General features: G+C 65.4%; 18 protein-coding genes. 6 read left to right on the top strand and 12 right to left on the bottom strand.

The window, feature by feature from the left end; all coding sequences use genetic code 11:
• Positions 1–14 precede the first annotated feature (14 nt).
• From CJ179_RS28485 to CJ179_RS28455, 7 genes are all read right to left on the bottom strand, one after another.
• Entirely contained in the window at positions 15–965 is a 951-nt protein-coding gene (locus CJ179_RS28485) for a C-terminal binding protein (protein WP_072937578.1), read from the bottom strand.
• 1 nt (position 966) lies between these two features.
• Positions 967–2,154: a fumarylacetoacetate hydrolase family protein gene (locus CJ179_RS28480; RefSeq protein ID WP_095863559.1), complete on the bottom strand. Its 1,188-nt coding sequence runs from the start codon at positions 2,152–2,154 to the stop codon at positions 967–969.
• Between the two features lie 58 nt (positions 2,155–2,212).
• Positions 2,213–2,929: an SDR family NAD(P)-dependent oxidoreductase gene (locus CJ179_RS28475; protein ID WP_095863558.1), complete on the bottom strand. Its 717-nt coding sequence runs from the start codon at positions 2,927–2,929 to the stop codon at positions 2,213–2,215.
• 22 nt (positions 2,930–2,951) lie between these two features.
• On the bottom strand, positions 2,952–4,004 hold the full coding sequence (locus CJ179_RS28470; protein ID WP_072937581.1) for an ABC transporter permease: 1,053 nt from the start codon (positions 4,002–4,004) through the stop codon (positions 2,952–2,954).
• A gap of 28 nt (positions 4,005–4,032) precedes the next feature.
• On the bottom strand, positions 4,033–5,583 hold the full coding sequence (locus CJ179_RS28465; protein ID WP_257015812.1) for a sugar ABC transporter ATP-binding protein: 1,551 nt from the start codon (positions 5,581–5,583) through the stop codon (positions 4,033–4,035).
• Positions 5,584–5,616: 33 nt separating this feature from the next.
• Entirely contained in the window at positions 5,617–6,798 is a 1,182-nt protein-coding gene (locus CJ179_RS28460; RefSeq protein ID WP_095863556.1) for a substrate-binding domain-containing protein, read from the bottom strand.
• A 200-nt stretch (positions 6,799–6,998) separates the two neighbouring features.
• Positions 6,999–7,703 carry a FadR/GntR family transcriptional regulator gene (locus tag CJ179_RS28455; protein ID WP_072937584.1) on the bottom strand — a complete coding sequence of 235 codons (705 nt, stop codon included), beginning with the start codon at positions 7,701–7,703 and terminating at the stop codon, positions 6,999–7,001.
• 27 nt (positions 7,704–7,730) lie between these two features.
• On the opposite strand from CJ179_RS28455, the gene CJ179_RS28450 reads away from it, so the two are divergent.
• Both CJ179_RS28450 and CJ179_RS28445 read left to right on the top strand, forming a co-directional pair.
• Positions 7,731–8,333 carry a hypothetical protein gene (locus CJ179_RS28450; RefSeq protein ID WP_143548920.1) on the top strand — a complete coding sequence of 201 codons (603 nt, stop codon included), beginning with the start codon at positions 7,731–7,733 and terminating at the stop codon, positions 8,331–8,333.
• 453 nt (positions 8,334–8,786) lie between these two features.
• Positions 8,787–9,056, top strand: a complete 270-nt coding sequence (locus CJ179_RS28445; protein WP_143051403.1) for a hypothetical protein — start codon at positions 8,787–8,789, stop codon at positions 9,054–9,056.
• A gap of 101 nt (positions 9,057–9,157) precedes the next feature.
• On the opposite strand, the gene iolG is transcribed toward CJ179_RS28445, so the two are convergent.
• The 4 genes from iolG to CJ179_RS28425 all read right to left on the bottom strand — a co-directional run bounded on the left by iolG (position 9,158) and on the right by CJ179_RS28425 (position 14,011).
• Positions 9,158–10,165: an inositol 2-dehydrogenase gene (gene iolG / locus CJ179_RS28440; protein WP_095863554.1), complete on the bottom strand. Its 1,008-nt coding sequence runs from the start codon at positions 10,163–10,165 to the stop codon at positions 9,158–9,160.
• A 67-nt stretch (positions 10,166–10,232) separates the two neighbouring features.
• Positions 10,233–11,030 carry a sugar phosphate isomerase/epimerase gene (locus CJ179_RS28435; RefSeq protein WP_257015811.1) on the bottom strand — a complete coding sequence of 266 codons (798 nt, stop codon included), beginning with the start codon at positions 11,028–11,030 and terminating at the stop codon, positions 10,233–10,235.
• A 98-nt stretch (positions 11,031–11,128) separates the two neighbouring features.
• Entirely contained in the window at positions 11,129–12,214 is a 1,086-nt protein-coding gene (locus CJ179_RS28430) for a Gfo/Idh/MocA family protein (protein WP_095863552.1), read from the bottom strand.
• 189 nt (positions 12,215–12,403) lie between these two features.
• Positions 12,404–14,011: an IclR family transcriptional regulator gene (locus CJ179_RS28425; RefSeq protein WP_072937589.1), complete on the bottom strand. Its 1,608-nt coding sequence runs from the start codon at positions 14,009–14,011 to the stop codon at positions 12,404–12,406.
• A gap of 256 nt (positions 14,012–14,267) precedes the next feature.
• Between CJ179_RS28425 and CJ179_RS28420 the strand changes: the two genes are divergently transcribed.
• The 4 genes from CJ179_RS28420 to CJ179_RS28405 all read left to right on the top strand — a co-directional run bounded on the left by CJ179_RS28420 (position 14,268) and on the right by CJ179_RS28405 (position 18,296).
• A complete protein-coding gene (locus tag CJ179_RS28420) occupies positions 14,268–15,344 on the top strand; it encodes a maleylacetate reductase (protein ID WP_095863645.1) in 1,077 nt (358 codons plus the stop codon).
• Positions 15,345–15,401: 57 nt separating this feature from the next.
• Complete coding sequence (locus CJ179_RS28415) at positions 15,402–16,358, top strand: dioxygenase (RefSeq protein WP_095863551.1); 957 nt, start codon at positions 15,402–15,404, stop codon at positions 16,356–16,358.
• A gap of 99 nt (positions 16,359–16,457) precedes the next feature.
• The gene (locus CJ179_RS28410) at positions 16,458–17,894 is read left to right on the top strand and encodes a sugar porter family MFS transporter (protein WP_095863550.1); all 1,437 of its coding nucleotides are present in this window, start codon (positions 16,458–16,460) and stop codon (positions 17,892–17,894) included.
• A 36-nt stretch (positions 17,895–17,930) separates the two neighbouring features.
• Positions 17,931–18,296, top strand: a complete 366-nt coding sequence (locus tag CJ179_RS28405) for a universal stress protein (protein WP_072937592.1) — start codon at positions 17,931–17,933, stop codon at positions 18,294–18,296.
• A 256-nt stretch (positions 18,297–18,552) separates the two neighbouring features.
• Here the strand turns inward: CJ179_RS28405 and CJ179_RS28400 are convergent, their stop codons facing one another.
• Positions 18,553–18,909, bottom strand: a complete 357-nt coding sequence (locus CJ179_RS28400) for a DUF2231 domain-containing protein (RefSeq protein WP_143548919.1) — start codon at positions 18,907–18,909, stop codon at positions 18,553–18,555.
• Positions 18,910–18,960: the final 51 nt, after the last annotated feature.

The following is an 18,960-nucleotide window of genomic DNA, read 5'->3' as shown; positions in this document are numbered from 1 at the left end:
TCGCTCGGGGGTGGTCAGTTCACCGGGCATCGCAGCGGCTCGCCCCGGATCGCGCGGGCCGCCTCCTCGGCGGCGAGGCGCTGGAGATCGCGCAGCGACTGTTCGGAGTAGAAGGCGGCGTGCGGGGTGAGGACGGCGTGCGGGTGGGCGCGCAGCCGGTGGTCGGGGGTCAGGGGTTCGGGATGGAAGACGTCGAGTCCGACCCCGGCCAGCGCACCGGAGTCGAGTGCGTCCAGCACGGCGTCCTGCTCGACCAGGGCGCCGCGTGAGGTGTTGACCAGGAACGACCCGAACGGCATCTTGGCGAGATTGTCGGCGTTGACGATCCCGCGGGTGTCCGCGGTGGCCGGAGCGTGCAGCGAGAGCACATGGGACCGCCGGAACAACTCGTCGAGGTCGACGAGATCGATGCCGTGTGCGGCCGCAACATCCGGGTCCGCGTACGGGTCGTGAGCGATCAGGTCGAACCCGAAGGGACGCAACCGCTTTGCGACAGCAAGCGCGATCCGCCCGGTGCCGAGCAAACCTACCGTCGTCTCGCTCGTCGAGCGGATCGGGGCAAGTTCGGTCGCGGACGGCCAGCCGCCGGCTGCCAGCGCGCGGTCGAACTGGGCAACTTTACGCACCAACATGAGCGTCAGGGTGACGGCGTGATCGGCGACGGTATCGGCGCCGTAGTCCGGCACGTTGCACACCCGCACCCCGAGCCGGGTAGCGGCGTCGAGGTCGACGTTGTCGAAGCCGATGCCGTAGCGGACGACGACCCCGTTCGGGTTCATCGCTCCGAGCGCAGCGGCGGTCATGGGGGCGAAGTTGACGAGCGCCACGTCGGCGCCGCGGACCGCCTCGATCGCCTCGGCCTCGGTGGTGGCGTGAAAGACGGCGAAGTCGGCGTCGAGGTCTTTCGCGGCGGCGCGTTCGAAGTCTTCGCCGGCGAAGCTGTGGTCGGTGATCACCATCCGCATCTCAGGCACCGACCTTCCCGACCAGTCCGCGCCCGTGCAGGTTGGCAATGAACGAGCGCAGCCCGAACTCCCAGCGCTGCGCCTTCTCCGAGTGGTTGACCCGGTTGACGAGGGTGCCGAGTTTCGGGCTCGAGATCCGCACCACGTCGCCGATGTGGTGGGTGAATCCCATGCCCTCGCCGCCGCGGTCGTGCGTCGGGGAGAACAGGGTGCCGGTGTAGAGGACGATCCCGTCCGGGTACTGGTGTGCATCGCCCACGGTGTATTCGGCGAGAGTGCTGATGTCGCGGGAGATCTCGCGCATGTAGCTCACGTCGTCGAGAACGAAGCCGTCGTCCTCCCCCAGCACCTGCAGGCGCACCTCGGCGGCGCGGACGTCGTCGAGGGTGAACGATTCGTCGAGCAACCTGATGAACGGTCCGAGCGAGGCCGAGGCGTTGTTGTCCTTCGCCTTGGGCAGCAGCAGCGCCGAGCGGCCCTCGACGTCGCGGAGGTTGACGTCGTTGCCCAGCATCGCACCCACGATGCGTCCGGTGGAGGACACCGCGAGGGCGACCTCCGGTTCCGGGTTGTTCCACGACGAGACCTGTGCGACACCGATTTCGGATCCGCACCCGACCGCCGAGAGGACCGGTGCCTTGGTGAAGACCTCCGGGTCCGGGCCCAATCCCACCTCGAGGTACTGGGACCACTGGCCGCGGGCCTTGAGGTCTTCCTTGAGGCGGGCCGCGTCCTCGCTGCCGGGTTCGATGGAGGACAGGGTCGAGCCGATGAGCCGCTCGAAGTCGCCGCGGATGGCGTCGGCCTGTTCGGGGTCACCGCCCGCGCGCTCCTCGATGAGCCGTTCGAGCAGCGACGTCGCGAACGTCACCCCGGCGGCCTTGAGCACCGACAGGTCGACCGGTGCGAGCAGATACGGGGCACCGGTGCGGGCGGCGAGGGAGCTGGCGAGGACGTCGGCGATGGGCCAGGACCGGGTGCCGACCGCGCTGCGGACGGCCTTGACCGGGTCCGGTGATTCGAGGAGATCGGTCATGGTCGGGAACACGTCGGTGATGTCGACCACCGCACCCGAGCGCAGGGTGACGATGCACGGGCCGCCGATGGCGTCGTCGTGGACGCGGCCGACGAGCGTGGCGTCCGCCGCGTCGGTGGGCAGGATCGTTACGTGCTGATCGATGAGGTTCATGGTGCCGAGTTCCGTTTCGTTTCTATTGTCGTGGAAGTATGGGGGCCGGCGGTGGTCATCAGCGAAGGCTGTAGCCGCCGTCGGCGACGAGTTCGCTGCCGCAGAAGTACCGCGACTCGTCGCTGAGCAGGAAGGCGACCGCGGCCGCGATCTCCGAGGGTTCGGCCATTCGCTGCTGGGGGGTGGCGTCGAGCCATTGCTGGAACTGGTGCGCCTTGCGGGCGAGCAGCGGGGTGGCGACGTAGCCCGGGGAGACAGCATTGACGCGGACCCCGCGGTCAGCCCATTCGGAGGCCAGTGACTTGGTCAGGGCGGTGACCGCCGCCTTCGAGGCGTTGTACGCGCACTGCTTCTGCGGGACGTTGACGACGTGGTTGCCGCTCATCGAGGAGATGTTGACGATGGCGCCGGAGCGTTGCGTGAGCATCGGCCGGCCGAAGGCCTGGTTCGTGATGAACAGCCCTCGTAGGTTCACCGAGAGGGTGCGATCCCACTCGTCGAGGGTCATCTCCTCGGCGGCGATGTCGTCTTCGACGACGCCGGCGGCCGCGACCAGTCCGTCGATACGACCCTCCCGCTCGGCGATGCGGGTGGCGACGTGCGCCATCGCGTCCGGATCGGTGATGTCGACGATCGTCGACTCGCCGTGCGGTGACGCCGTCCGGTCCAGGGCGTGCACCGTGGCACCTTCGTCGATCAGCCGGGCGCACACGGCCTCGCCGATGCCGCCGGCCGATCCGGTCACGGCCACGACCTTCCCGTTCAATCCGCGCATGGTGTTTCCTTCCTCGGTGTTCTCAGTGCGCGGCCGCGGCCGCGGCCACTGCGGGCGTGGGCGGGGCCGTGGGGGTGCGCGGGCGGGCTTTGCGTGCCCGGGTCTTGAGGACACCGACCTTGGCCGCGAGGATCGCGCCGATCAGGACGACACCGTTGAAGACCGGCTGCACCCAGGTCTGGGCGCCGAGCATGAACAGTCCGGTGGTGCCGGCCGCGACGAGCACGACGGCGGTCATGGTGCCCCAGACGTTGTAGTAGCCGCGGCGGATCGACGTCTCGCCGAGGAAGCAGGCGGCAATGGCCGGGAGCAGGAACTCCGAGCCGCTCGTCGGTGCTGCCGAACCGACCTGGGCGACCTGCAGGACACCGCCGATGGCCGCGAGGACCGCGCCGCCGACGAACGCGCCGACCGTGAGCTGGTCGACCTTGATGCCGGTCAACCGTGCGGCGTCCCGGCTGCCGCCGATGGCGTAGAGCCGTCGGCCCACCGGACGGAAGTACAGCACGTACCAGAGCACGATGCCGACGGCGACGGCGAAGATGAACGGCAGCGGGATACCCAGGGGGCGGTCCTGGCCGAGGTCCTTGAACGCCTGGGGGATACCGCTGTAGATGACCGCGCCCTTGGAGTACCACAGGATCGCGCCGAAGAGGACGGACTGGGTGCCGAGGGTGACGACGAGTGCGTTCAGGTTCAGGTAGGCGACGAGGAATCCGTTGATCAGCCCGACGACGACGGCCACGACGACGACGATCAGCACCGCCAGCGGCCACTGCGAGACGGTGCCGTTGGACATCAGCCCGGTGGCCAGGACGCCACCGAACCCGGCCATGGCGGCGACCGACAGGTCGAAGTGACCGACGATCAGCGGGAGCATCAGCCCGAAGGCGATGAACATGATCGAGGCGTTGGCCTGCAGGATCGAGCCGAAGTTCGCGATGGTCGGGAAGGTGTCGGGACGCATCGCCGAGAAGAATCCGATGATCGCGATCAGGGCGATCACGATTCCGTAGTCGGTGAAGATCCTCTTGAACGCTCCCGCCGGGCGACCCGGCTGTCGTTGAACGGTCATGGTGTACTCCAAGATTCGATGATGGCTGCTAGGCCGTGGAAAGGTCTTGAACCGCGTAGCTCGCGGCGGCGATGCGTTCGGTGGTGATTTCTGCGCCGACGAGCTCGGTGGCGATACGCCCGCGGCGCATCACCAGCACTCGGTCGGCGTAGCGGGCGACAAGGTCGATGTCCGAGTCCAGCAGCAGCACAGACAATTCACGCCGGGCAACCTGTTCGAGGACGGCCTCGAGGATCGTCTTGCGGGCACCGACATCGACGCCGTAGGTCGGTTCGTCCAGGATGAGGACGTCGAGGTCGAGTTCGAGCCACTTGCCGAGGACGATCTTCTGCTGGTTTCCGCCGGAGAGCTCACCGAGGAGACGTTCGGGGTCGGCCGGGCGCACGTCCAGGCGTTCGATCGCGTTCGCGGTGACCGTCCGCTCGCTGCTGCTCGACAATCGGCCGCCGCTCATGTGCTTGTCCAGGCTCGCCAGGCAGAGGTTGTCCGCCAGTGTGAAGGACGGGATCGCGCTTTGCTTGCGGTCCTGGGGGACGTATCCGATGCCTCGTTCGATGCTGAGCTTCGGCGAGATCCGGTGCAGCTGCCGGCCACGGAGTCGGACTTGCCCGGCGGTGATGGCCTGGGACCCGAAGATCAGTCGGCCGAGTTCGCTGCGGCCGGAACCGACCAGACCCGTGACGGCCAGCACCTCCCCTGGCCGCAGGTCGAGATCGACATCCTGCACGAACGTTCCGCACACCCCCCGCAACGACAGTTTCGGCGCCGTTCCCGGTTCGACGGCGCGTCGGGCAGGTGCCGGGATGTCGGCGGCGTCGCTCCCCGCGGCGCCGCCGGTGATGATCTGCGTCAGATGCTGGTCGTCGGTGGCGGCGATGACGTCGTCGAAGACGAGTCGGCCATCGCGCAACACCGAGACCCGGTCGGCCATCGCGAACACCTCGTCGAGGCGGTGCGAGACGTAGATCAGGGCGATGCCCTGATCGCGCAGCAGCCTGCAGCGGCTGAGCAGTTCGTCGACCTGCGCGTTGGGCAGTCGTGCCGTGGGCTCGTCCAGGACGAGGACACCCTTCCCCGGTTGCAGTCCCCGCAGGGCGCGGGCCATCGCGACGAGGGTCTGCTGGACGGGTCCGAGCGCACCGACCAGGGTGCGGGGGTCGAGGTCGTCGAGTCCGACCGCGGCCAGGTCGGTAATCGAGGTCGCGCGCTGGCGGCGCCAGTCGATGGTGGCGGCGCGCTTTTCGTAGCCGAGGGCCAGTGCCAGGTTGTCGGCGATCGACATCGACTCGATCAGACCGAGGTCCTGGTGGACGAAGCGCACCCCGGCGTCGTGCAGCACCGTGGGGTCGGCGGGCAGCGCCAGTTCCTCCCCGTGCACGCGGATGCTTCCGGTTGTCGGGGTGTGGTATCCGGCGAGCAGCTTGATCAGGGTCGACTTCCCGGATCCGTTCGCGCCGAGCAGGGCGTGGATCGAGCCCGGCCGAAATTCCAGATTCACGTCGTCCAGAACCCGGTTGACTCCGAATTCTTTTGACAGTCCGATGATTTCGACACCCGGTGACGAGTCATTCGATGTCATTGCGGTTCTCGTTTCTCGGTCGGTGACCATGTGTTATCCGATCCCCCACAGCTGCTCGAACTTCGCGCGGAAGTCGAAGTTGCCCTGCCATCCCTTGGTTTCGAGTTCGGCCGACCGGTCCGGCGGGAGCTGGGACAGCGAGTCCTTGTCGAACAAGGCGACCGGGATGGATTCGGTGAAGTCGAACGCGGGTAGGCCGTTGGTCATGCGGTTGACGTTGTCGATTGCCGCGTAGGCCAACCATTCTCGCGGGTCGGCGAAGCACACCTTCTGCACGCCGCCGGCGCGAATGATGTCCAGGTTCTCCGGGTTGCAATCGAAGCCGGCGCCGGAAACGGAGTCGGTGAACCCTGCGCGATTGAGGCCGTTGCTGACGCGGAAGAGGCAGGAGTCGAAGCAGGAGACCCAGTTGAGCTGGGGGTTCGCCAGCCTGGTGGCCACCGCTTGCGCGGCGGGGCCGATCGTCGGATCTTCGAAGGTCGCCAGACTCCAGTCCTGGGTGACGACGTCGCATCCCGGGCAGTTCCCCGGGGTGTCGAGGTAGTCCTGCGAGCCTTTGTACTGGCCGTTGACCACGATGTACAGGTCGGCATTGCGCATCTGCAGCATGCCGAGATCGCCGCCGCTCTTCCACACCGCGTACTGCGCGACCGACTCTCCGGCACGCACCCAGTCGAAGGACACATCCGGGACCGTGTCGGGGGTGTTCTTCAGTGATCCGAGGGTGACCACCTTGACGCCCGCCGCAAGGGCACGCTGGAGCGCGGACTGGACGCGGGTGGTGTCGACGAAGATGAGGATGACGGCATCGACCTTCTCGTCCACAGCCGTGTTCAGTGCGTTGAGCTGGACCTCCGGCTTGCCCTGGCCGTCGGAGATCTTCGGTACCCAGCCGAGCTTTTTGACCTCCGATTCGATGGCCTTGGCCGGTCGACTCGACCCGGTCGAGGCCATTTGCTCCGGGATGAGGGTGATCCTGAGGCCTGGCCGGGGCGGCGGGCTGGTTTCCGGTCCCGTCCACTGGTTGTCGTGCATTCCTGCGTCGAGGAGTTCGGCCGCGCCGCCGCGTGCTTTCTCCACCGCCGCCTCCCGTGCGGCCGGGTCGACTGCCGATCGATCCGACGGGGCTGTCGAGCAGCCCGTCAGCAGGAGAATCACGCCAATGATGGCGACTACGACTCCGCGCCTGTGCGAAGCGGTCCGTGCGATTGCCATGTCGTTCCTTCTGCGTATACCACCCGTCGGCGTCACCGAGAATGGACGAGTTGAGTTGTGCTGCAGGCATATGCGGTCACTGCAGCGCCCCGGAAGGTGGTTCGGGGCATGTTTGGCCGCCACGATCACTTCGCAGAGTGATCGAGTACGTGTAGGTAAGCCGGGAGGAGGCGATTCGCCCCGTCAGCGCGTGGTGTCGGTCATTCCCGCTGACGGGAGGACGTCAGCGTGGCCCGGTGGCGCACGATCCGGCGGAGGTGGTTCTCCGCGGCGAACCGTGCCCGGGCCGGATCGCCCGCTGCGATCGCTTGGGCGATCTCGAGATGTTCCTGGACGGTGTGGCCGGCTTCGGACGGGTACCCGGCGCCGGCGCTGTAGGAGTCACTGAGGTAGTCGTTGACCGGCCTCATGACCAGGAGGAAGAAGGGGTTTCCGCTCGCCTGCGCGATCTGCTCGTGAAAGGCCAGGTCCGCGTCCAGGAACTCCGATGTCGACGGGTCCGCCGCCTGCAACCGCTCATTGAGCCGCGTCAGCTCAGCCAAGTGGTCGTCAGTGCGCCGGGCAGCAGCAAGCGCAGCCATCTCGAGTTCCAGAACGAGCCGAAGCTCCATCAACTGCTCGAAGGACCCCTCGCTCAGCCGGAGCAGAAGACCGTACTGTTCGGCGATCACACTGCCGTCCACCGCCGCCACAGTCATTCCCCGCCCCGGGCTCACCGCGACCAGACCACGCTGGACGAGCAGTCGCGTCGCCTCCCGGACCACCGTCCGGCTGACCTCGAACCGCTCGGCCAGTTCGGCCTCCGTCGGAAGCCGCTCGCCCACAGCAAGACCCAGGATCTCGTCCTGAAGGGTCTGAGCGACGACATCAGAGAGGCGCTGCTTCGAGCGAGTGGTTTCCGACATGCCAGAAATGTACGACAAAGATGCGCTGTGGTCAAGCTCACGTCAGCGGTTCCTCACGCTTTTCGTCTCGATTCACCGGGGATGAACAGCGGATATGCACCTTTCTGCTCTTCGCGTCGATGGAGTCGGGCCGATCTTTGTATGATGATTGAGGTCGATCGCCTCACGAGCACGTTGAGCCTGGCTGCACTGTCCGGGCGCGGGCCGCCGACCCCGAAAGGCCGCGACGGGCTTGTCGAATCGATGCGGATCCTGCTCGCCGAACGGTCGTCGGCTCGCAAGGCGCCACGCGCGGCGATGAACCAGATCCGCGCTCTGCTGGTGACCACACTGGGACAGATACGCGGTACCTACAGAAATCTCGGCAGCGTGAAACTCGTTGCCGCACTATCTCGATCACGGCCGACTCCCGGTCACGGCCCGGAGCGAACCCTCCGGGGCGGTGACCGCACCGCCAACTCCGCGATCCATCGCATCGTGCTCGTGCAGATGTCCGCCGGTGACACGCGCACCGTCGACTGCATTGCGCGGTGCACAGCAGAGGGCAAGTCCGAGCGCGAGATCATCCACTCGCCGCAAACGCTTCGTCGCGCGAGGTTTTCAAGCTCATCCGGAATACGCTGCCGGTGAATAGCGGCACGACAACGTCGCCGAACACCGGCAATCCCGATCGCCACGGTGGCAACCGCACCCGCGGTTCCCTACCAGCGCGTGCGACGTCCGGAGATCGGGCAACGCCTCGCCCCGATCTCGCCGCCAACTACTCGCGGTGGCTCACCGACCGCGAGCAGCAGTCCAGATCCCTATACCTGGTCGACACGGCTTGACAGCAATAGGAGCATCCACTTCATAGACGCAACGCGTGGTTTTACGGCGCTCTCCTCGCAAGATTCCCGCACGCAGCTTCGAGGTTCTGTCCACGGAGGAATGAGATCTCGACTTGCGGCAGGGGCCGGACGGCGCTCGCCCACGTTCGCGCAGATCATGACGGCCTCGACGTGCATCGCACCTACGCACGTCTTTCACCTGCCACGCTACCGACCTGGTCACGAGGCCGAATCGCGCTTTTCAGCGATGCGGTGCATGTCGCGGACCCGGAAGCCGGAATGGGAACAGCACTGGCGAGCGCTCGAAGACGGGATGGACGTCGCCATCATGCTGCGCGAGCACCACTATCTCGATGCGTCTTACTATCTGCACGCCGATCGGCACGAGCAGGCCGACAGCCTCAGCGAAGAGATCGATCCAAATCGCACCGATACAGGTACCCAGAGGAGAACAACTTCAGTTCGACGTCGATTGGGCCGGGACGGCACAGCGATGGTCGGAGCCCTCGGAGCGTATGCAAACTGATCGAAGTGGCGATGCGGGACATGCTCGGGCATTCCCGCACCGCCACTTCTGGATGTTCCATTGTTCGCCCGACCAGTGGGCGGATAACCGACGGGGGACGGTCAGTCGGTGATGGCGACGGTCTTGCCAGTAGCAGCCGATTCCGCGGCCGCGTTGGCGAGGACGAGTGCGGCCACACCGTCGTCGAATCCGGGTGAGCATGGGTCGCCGGTGCGGATGGAGAGGGCGAACGCGTCGAGTTCGGCGCGGTAGGCCTGGGCGTAGCGTTCGAGGAAGAACGGGAAATATGCGGGGGCTTCCTCGGTGCCGTTGCTGCCGTACCGGCGTACCGTCGTCGGAGCGACATTGCCGGCAGTCAGCATTCCGGTGGATCCGAACGCTTCGAGGCGCTGGTCGTATCCGAAAGCGCAGTGGCGCGAGTTGGTGATGTTGACGATTTCGCCGTCGCGTCCGCGCAGAATGATCGTCGCAGCGTCGAAGTCGCCGAGCGCTTTGGTGTCGTCGTGGAAAGAATTGGTGCCCATAGCCGACACTTCGACGATGTTCGGGAGGAAGAAGCGCGCCATGTCCAGGTCGTGAATGGTCATGTCGCGAAAGATTCCGCCCGACGCAGCGATGTAGTCCCGCGGTGCGGGTGCGGGATCGCGACTGGTGATCAGGAGTTGTTCGAGGGCACCGATCGCTCCGGCGGCGACCTGCGTGCGGACCGAGGCGAAGTGAGGGTCGAAGCGCCGGTTGAAGCCGAGCATGATCGGGACGGCATGTTCTTTGATGCGTTCGCGACAGTCGAGGACGGTGTCGATGTCGAGGTCGATGGGCTTTTCACACAGCACGGCCAAACCGTGCGCTGCAGCAGTGGACATGAGATCGACGTGGGTGGGCGTCGGTGAGGCGATGACGACGCCGTCGAGGGTCGAGTCGGCGAAGACCTCGTCGGGGTCTTGTACGGCGCGCCCGGCGGTTCGTGAAGCCAGTGCACGAGCACCGTCGATGAACGGGTCGGCGATCAATACCAGCTCGAGCTCAGGGTGGTCCGCGATGTTACGGGCATGTACCTGCCCGATGCGGCCGGAGCCGAACAGGGCGAGACGTAGTTTGGTGGAAGACACGTCGATCCTTTATAGGTGGGTTCGGTCGTCCGCGGTGCGACGACATTCGGAAAGTGCGATCGGGACGTCAGGACAGTCTGGCGGCCGCTTCGAACGAGGCGAGTGCGGTGGCGCGTGCTTTGATCAGACCCTCTTCGACGGGGGTGCGGCGGTGTTCTTCGGAGATGATTTCGACGCCCCACATGCCGGTGTAGCCGGCGTCGAGCGTGCGACGGATAAACGTCGCTGTATCGAATGCGCCTTCACCGCAGTACTTGCGGTAGTTGGTCGAGTCGTCGAAGACAGCGGCCAAGCCGGTGCGCCGCTCATCCGTACCGTCGTCGATTTCCACGTGCACGACGCGATCGATCGGTACCACTTTGTAGAGTTCGTCGTGCGACAGGCCCGCTTTGTAGGTGTGCCATATGTCGACCAGAAGTCCCGCCGAGGGGCTGTCGGAGCCGGTCACCACGTCGACGGCTTCATGGGTGGTGCGCAGATGGGAGAACGGTGTTGCCTCGAGGGCCAGCCGGACTCCCGCTTCGTCTGCTTCGTCGGCCAGGTCGGAAAACGCGCTGACCAGAGTGGCCAAAGGCAAGGGGTCGTCGGTCATTCCTGCGCCGGCTTTGATGTGACAGGCACCGAGCGCGGTGGCAGCTTCGAACAGGTCTGCGCGTACGCGGTCCGCGGCGGCGCGTTCGGAGCCTGTGGTCCACCAGTTGTCGAGGAATTCGACCTCGACTGTTCCGATGCCCGCGTCGCGGATCAGCTGTGCCAGGCGGTCGTAGCCGATGGTGTCGCGCGCATTGATCAGGTCGGTGTGTACCAGGCCGATGCCGGCCCATCCTGTCTTGGCGACCAAGGCGATGCGCTCTTCGATGGGCACCGGGCTGGTTTCGTCGGGGAGTCCGGGTGCTGTGTTTCCTGCGCTGACCCAGCAGGTGGCGATGAGTTCCGGTGTCATGGTGTCCTCGTTCTGGTTGTTCACGCCGACTCCACGTCGATGGCGGCGCCGCGCGACTTCTCGGAGCGGTAGCAGGCATCTACGATCCGAGCGACGGACAGTGCGTCCGACACCGGTGCGACGTTGGGTGCGCCGGTACGAATGCTGTCGATCCAGCCCTGCATTTCGATGTGGAAGTTACTGATGTTCTCGAGTTCAGGGAGCTCGGAGAATTTGTTCGCCTCGGTGCGGGCGAAGGGCGGGGTGAAGTGGCTCTGTGTCCATTCTGTCCACCCCGCTCTGTATCCGCCTCGGTCTGCGTCGACGTAGACCTTCAGTCTCTGCGGGAGGATGCCGACCTCGATCATGCCGTGGGTGCCGTGGACGATGATGCGCGAGCTCTCGAACCATTCGAGCCGGTCGTGACCGTCGAAGCTGAACGTCATCGACATGTCCGGGTAGTTGAGCAGTACGGCAGCCGAATCCTCGCGGCTCTTCTCGTCCGACAGGCGAGCGCTCTTGTGTACTCGTGCGTTGACCGACTCGGGTGCACCGAAAACCCGTACCAGCGCGTCGAGCATGTGGCATCCGAGGATCCAGAGCACACCGCCCATGTCGGCGGGCTGATTGAGGTGCTCGGTGAGGTGTTCCCCGGCCAGTGCGGCTCCGCGTGCGGAGACGGTGACGACCTCGCCGATGACGCCGGACTCGATCAGTTCCTTGGCTCGTGTCACCGACGGGGCGAGGCGCACGTTGTAGCCGACCTGCACGATCTGGCCGGGCTGGGCGGCAGCCTCGGCGTCGCGCAACGTCAGAAGATCGGCGACGGTCCCGCCGCCCGGCTTCTCCACGACGACCGACTTGCCCGCGTCCAGGGCTCGCAGCGCGTGGGGCACCATGTCGCGGCTCTTGGAGTGAACCATGATCGCGTTGATGCTCGGATCGCCGAGCACTTCGTCGATGCTGCGGGCTTCGAGGTCGTATTTGTCGGCGAAGTACTTCAGGCGGGAGTCGTCGTCAGCGGCGGCGATCACGGAGACGCCGTTGATCTCGCGCAGTGCTCGCACTCGCGCGGACGCGTGCGGGTGGGTGATGCCGAGCAGGCCCACCACGATCGGATCGGACACATCGTCTCCTGTTGCTTTGGGACCGCTCCGGTGTGCGAGAACTTGTTTGTGCGGGCGGTCGCGGGTGTTCGATGAGGTACACGTGGCACCGGGCAGAAAGAATCCGATGGATTCGGTCAGCGAGTGCCGCAAACCACTGTCACTGAGTGGACGAGTCGTCCATAGTGTTGCATGCTGCTCTGTAGGGGGTCAAGAAGGTGGTGTGTTCGACGCCGAGGAGCGGGGGGCCTCGGATAGTCGTGCGACGTCGAAGCCCAGGTAGCGAGAGAGTTCGGCTGCACCCCAGAGCACCAGATCCGTCACGGATCGGCCGTGCGCTGGCTGTGTCAGTACGCCGTCGCGCAGGCCGCTGACCGACAAGGAGGCGGCAACTTCACCGCGATGATCGAAGATCGGGGCACCGACCGCGGCGATCCCGGGGGTGACGGTGTTGTCGCTGAGCGCGAAGCCGAGCGATCGGATCTCATCGAGTTCGGCGTACAGCGTCGAGCGCGAACCCATGTGCAGCAGGTCCTCGCTGAGCGCCGCGGAGGCGTACTCGTCCCACGCCGCGCGGTCTTCGAACGCAAGCAGCGCCCGCGGCGCGGCGCCGACATGTAAGGGCAACGACCGACCCAGCCGCAGAACGCGGCTGTTCACTCGTATCCCGTCGACGCGTTCGATGCACACCGCTCGCGTCCCGTGCCGAACGCACATGAAGGTGGTCTCGCCCGTAGCCTCGTGAATTGCACGCAGCACCGGCCCCGCGGCGCGTCGAATGTCGAGTCGACGGGTCAATTCGCCGGACAGCGAGAGCAGCCGACCGCCGACGCGGTATGCGCCCCTGTGCCCGATCTGTTCGACCCAGCCGATCTCGGACAGGGTCGCGAGCATGCGGTACACCGAGCTGACCGGCTCGTCAAGGATTTCCGTGAGGCGGGTCGAGGTGGCGATGCGTTCGCGCGCAAGCGCTTCCATCAGCGCGCCGGCTTTCACGATCAATGCAGGGGCGCGTGTCTCCGACGGCTGGGCCGTCCTGTTGTGTGCCGAGTCGGACCGAGGGCCCGTCGACTGCGCGCGAGCCATCGCAGCAGCCAATGCTTCGGCGGCAACGGTGAGGACCTGCCCAGCTACGTCTTCCTGGGCCAACACACTTTCCCGCAGACCCGCCACGGCAATTGCGCCCGCTGCACCTCCGTCGTCTCGACGCACCGGTACCGCCACCGATGCCACGCCTTCGACCACTTCGCTGTCGTCGACGCTCCATCCGCGCGCGACCGTGTTGTCGAGCAGCTCTCGCAGATCCTGCGCCGTCATCGGAGTGCCGGACGCGAGCCGGCCGAACGGCGCACCAGCGCATACGCTGTCCTGCACGTCCGGACTCTCGAACGCCAACAGGGCACGCGGCGCCGCACCGGCAAATCGTGGAAGCATCCGCCCCGGCCCCAGATCGAGCATGTCCACCACGGCGCCCTCGACCTGATCCAAGCTGAGCACGCCATGTTCGTGAGGTACGCAGAAGAACACGTTCATCCCCAGCTGTTCGCGTACCCACCGCAGCTGGCGGCGGAGCTCACCCTTGTCGACGAATGCCTCCACCGCAGCATCGGACCACCGCAACAGCCCGATTCCTAGCTCCAGTCGACCCTCGCCTGCCTGACGAACGACAGATATCTGCTCGAGCGCGGTCAAGATGCGGTAGACGCTCGGGCGCGGTTCGGCGACCACTTTGGCCAGCTCCGCAGGTGTTGACGGGCCGAGTCGCGCAAGTTCGTCGACGATCTGACCAGCTTTGGTGAGAAGTTGTATGGCATTCACTGGTCGGACTGTCCTCCATGTCTAGGGCCTGCGTAGCTCGCGCCGATCTGCAGCGGCACGGCGCCACTGTTCACGACCGCCAAAATCATGCCGACACCGGTTGGCACCCAGAACTGCGCTGCAGTTGCGTGGGTCACTCTCTTGGCTAAGTTGATGGTACTGTGTGAACATCTTGTCCACGACACGATACTAGTCGATTCGGGCGAGGTAGCGGGAAGCCTCAGCGAAACCAGTCGGCATGCGCCAGGAGAACCAGATGACCTATGACTTCTTGTACGACGCGAACCCCATGCGGGTGCGATTCGGTGCCGGAGCACTCACCTCACTACCGGACGAACTCGATCAGCTCGGACTCGATCGCGTCCTTGTTCTCTGTTCACCGGGCCAGGAAGAGACTGCGGAGCTGGTGGCCTCCATCCTCGACAACCGGTGCGTGGGCACCAGAGCAGATGCCGTGATGCACGTTCCTGCCGAGGTCGCCGCACGCACGAGCGCCGAAGCGGTGACTCTCGGCGCCGACGGCTGCGTCACCGTCGGCGGAGGCTCGGCCATCGGACTGGGCAAAGCCATCGCCCTCGAACACGGCCTGCCCATCGTCGCAGTTCCCACCACCTACGCAGGTTCCGAAATGACTCCCGTCTGGGGCATGACGACCAACGGACGCAAGGAGACCGGACGGGACCCGAAAGTGTTGCCGCGCAGCGTAGTCTACGACCCCGACCTCACCATCGGCCTTCCGGTCGAGATGTCCGTCACCAGCGGCATCAACGCCATGGCACACGCGGTCGAAGCACTCTACGCGCCCGACATCAGTCCCATCATCGCTCTGATGGCCGAAGACGGCGTGCGGGCACTGGCCTCCGCGTTGCCGAAGATCTTTGCCGCGCCTTCGGATTCGCAAGCCCGAAGCGACGCGCTCTACGGGGCGTGGCTGTGTGGCGCGACACTCGGCGCCACGACGATGTCGCTGCACCACAAGCTGTGCCACGCGCTCGGCGGCACCCTCAACCTTCCGCACGCCCCGACCCACTCCGTCGTGCTCCCGTACGTTCTGGCGTTCAACCAGCCCCACGCCGCCGACGCCGTCGCAGCACTCTCTCGGGCACTCCCCGGTACCGCAGACCCCGCCACCAGGCTGTGGGAACTCGCCGGCGATCTGAAAGCGCCGCGCACTCTCGCCGAACTGGGAATGAAAGAAGACGACATCGATCGCATCGCCGAGGAGGCGACACGCCGCTCCTACGGCAATCCTCGCCCGATCACACACGCAGCGGTCGCCGCCCTCCTGCGCGCGGCATGGGCGGGCGAAGTACCCACCGACTTCGACGCGTAGACCGCGACCGTTCGTCGCCTGCAGAAACGTATCCGCACCAGACCACCGAGAGCCGACATGACCGAACACACCTACATGGCCCCCGACGCAGCACAGCCTCCGACCACCACCGAGTTCACCGAAGCCCAGATCGCCGTCGAAGAATCCCTGACGCGCAACGTGCTTCGCTCGTTCGACGACTGCACTGACCCCAGACTGACGCAACTGATGCAGTCGTTGGTCCGGCACCTGCACGCGTTCATTCGCGACGTCCGCCTGACCGAAGAGGAGTGGAACACCGCGATCTCGTTCCTCACCGAGGTCGGACACATCACCGACGACCGACGTCAGGAGTTCATCCTGCTGTCCGACGTACTCGGGGCGTCGATGCAAACGATCAACGTCAACAACGTCGCTCACGGTGATGCCACCGAAGCAACAGTGTTCGGGCCATTCTTCGTCGACGACGCACCGCTCATCGCCAACGGCGGTGACGTCGCCGGAGGTGCCGCCGGTCAACCTTGCTGGGTCGAAGGCACCGTCCGCGACACCGACGGCAATCCCGTCCCGAATGCCCGCATCGAGGTGTGGGAGGCCGACGAGGACGGCTTCTACGACGTCCAATACGACGATTCCCGGGTCTCGGGGAGAGCGCATCTGTTCAGCAACGAGGAAGGCCGTTACTGGTTCTGGGCGCTGACCCCCACCCCATATCCGATCCCGCACGACGGGCCCGTCGGCCGCATGTTGGCCGCGACCGGACGCTCTCCCATGCGCGCGTCACACCTGCATTTCATGGTCACCGCCCCGGGTCTGCGCACCCTGGTCACCCACATCTTCGTCCGAGGCGACGAACTGCTCCGCCACGACACCGTATTCGGCGTCAAGGAGTCGTTGATCAAAGACTTCGTGGAGCAACCCGCAGGCACGCCGACTCCGGACGGCCTCGACACCGGCAAATCAAACTGGGCCAGAGCTAATTTCGACATCATCCTTGCGCCCGCCGTCGCCGGCAATCACTCCGTCGTCAACTGACCGGAGACGGTGGTGCACCGGCGAGGCAGGCGAGCAGCCGACCTGCACTCGCCGCTCGCGTTCTCCGCACGCTGCCCTGTTCCCTGAGAGGCCCCCGACATGACTCACCCCGCATCGCCGCAGTCCCGCGTCGCCGCACATCTTCCGCCCAACGAACCAGGACCGCACTCGAAGCGGCTCGGCATGATCGCCGTGGTCGCAACCTTCGGCGGACTGCTGTTCGGATACGACACCGGAGTGGTCAACGGTGCCCTCAAGCCGATGAAGGAAGACCTCGGGCTAACACCCTTCACCGAAGGGTTCGTCGTGAGTGCCTTGGTGATCGGTGCAGCGTTCGGCGCATTGATCGGTGGGCGACTCTCGGACAGGTTCGGCCGCCGCCACAACATCTTGATGTTGGCCGGGGTCTTCGCGTTCGGCACGTTCGGATGCGTCTTCTCCCCCACCTGGGAGGTCCTCGGCGCGTTCCGATTCATCCTCGGCATCGCCGTCGGCGGCGCGTCGGTCACCGTGCCGGTCTACCTCGCCGAAGTCGCCCCCTTCGAAAAGCGAGGGTCCCTCGTCACGCGCAACGAGGTCATGATCGTCTCGGGTCAGTTCGCTGCCTTCGTGATCAATGCAATCATCTTCAACGTCTGGGGGGAGCACTCCGCGGTGTGGCGGTTCATGCTCCTCATAGCGGTGCTCCCCGCATTCGCACTCTTCATCGGAATGCTTCGCATGCCCGAAAGCCCGCGTTGGCTCAGCTCCCAAGGCCGCGACGACGACGCACTCGCCGTCCTGCATCAAGTCCGTTCACCCAGGCGCGCGGAGGCCGAGATGGCCGAAGTCCACCAACTCGCCGAAGAGGAAGAAAAGGCGCAGACCGGGGGATGGACCGACCTCGCTGTGCCGTGGATCCGGCGCCTGGTGTTCATCGGCATCGGTCTCGGAATTGTCCAGCAGGTCACCGGCATCAACTCGATCATGTACTACGGCACCCAACTGCTCGAGGACTCCGGATTCTCCGCCGACGGAGCCATCGTCGCCAACACACTCAACGGCCTGTTCAGCGTCCTCGGCATCACAGTGGGCATCATGCTCATCAACCGCGTCAACCGGCGCACCATGCTCCTCGTCGGATACGGGCTGATCACGACTTTCCACATCCTCATCGGATTGTCGGCTCTGCTCCTTCCCGACGGATCCGTGATCAAGCCGTATCTCATTTTGGTGTTCGTGGTTTGTTTCGTGTTCTCCATGCAAGGAACTCTCGGGCCGCTGGCGTGGCTCATGCTCGCGGAAATCTTTCCCCTGAAGATTCGCAGCCTGGCAATGGGAGTGTGTGTCTTCGTATTGTGGATGACCAATGCCGGAGTCGCGTTCGGTTTCCCGCCGGTGGTGGCGTCGCTGGGAATTGCACCGACATTCTTCATTTTCGCCAGTCTCGGGGTCCTGTCATGGATCTTCATCGTCAGATACGTCCCGGAAACCCGTGGGAAAACCCTCGAAGAATTCGAAGAAGAATACAGCGCCGCATATTCTGCTCGCCGTTGAACCGGCAAACCGCCGAACTTGGAAAGGACGCCACGCATGGCAATTGTTGTCGCCGTAGCGGACAACTCGGAGGGGACAGCAGCTCTGTACGCGGCAATCTCCGAAGCACGCCGGTTCGATACGAACCTCGTCGTCATCAACCTCGCGTTGCATGACCTCGACGTCGCCGAACTACCCACCGATGTGCCTATCGAGGTGATCGAACGTATCGGTCGCGACGATCGCGATCCGGTGCAGGCCGTGTTCGACGAGCTCGCCACGCACGAGGTGAGCAGGCTCGTCCTGGGCATCAGGCACCGGTCACGGGTGGGCAAAGCGCTGCTCGGGAGCGTCACGCAACGACTGATTCTCGACTCTCCCGTTCCTGTGCTCGCTGTTCAAGCCGAACACCGACAGCCGTAGGGACAACGCCCGAACCCAGCCGCGCAATGTCAGTTCCGGGCGAAGATCGGTCCGGTGGCAGCGGCCGCGAGTCAAACCTACGGTGTTCGTGATGTAGCTGAGCACGAAGGCGCTCGCCCGAGTGCCGCCTGCCGCCTCAGCACGGCATATTCCTCCCCCACCTGCACGAAATCCTTGGGCGAGGTGCTCCGACAGCAGTCCGCAGAGCAAAAACATCCTCAGCTGGTCTTTTTCCGGAGACGCTGCGTAAATGTTCTTAGCCGCGTGGACTGCACCGACCCGGCGCTCGGCGCCGAGCGTGTCGGCCCATTTCCGACGCGCCGGTGAGTGTGGCCGGCACTGCCGCAAGGGCGCCCAGCCCCACGAGTTTTGTCGCGGCCTGCCGCGCGCTCGTGCCCCCGAGGGCATCGAGGAATCCGGCGCTGACCCACGCGCCGATAGGGACGGTGACCAGAAGTGGGTGCAGAGGGTGCCCGAGATCGGTGCCGGACAACGCATCCTCGAGCTGGCCCGCCGGGAGCCATTTGTTGATCGCGGTCACGACCGCGCCCGCGGGGCGGTCCAGGGTTTCAGCATGCTCGAGCCGACGCACACCTCGCTCGAGTACATTCACGTCCACCACATCCCGATTTCCTGTCGACTCGAACACTTTTCGAAGGTCTGG

Source organism: Rhodococcus sp. ACS1, assembly GCF_002300155.1.
Classification (GTDB): Bacteria; Actinomycetota; Actinomycetes; order Mycobacteriales; family Mycobacteriaceae; genus Rhodococcus_F; species Rhodococcus_F koreensis.
This window is presented reverse-complemented; position numbering and strand designations above follow the sequence as displayed.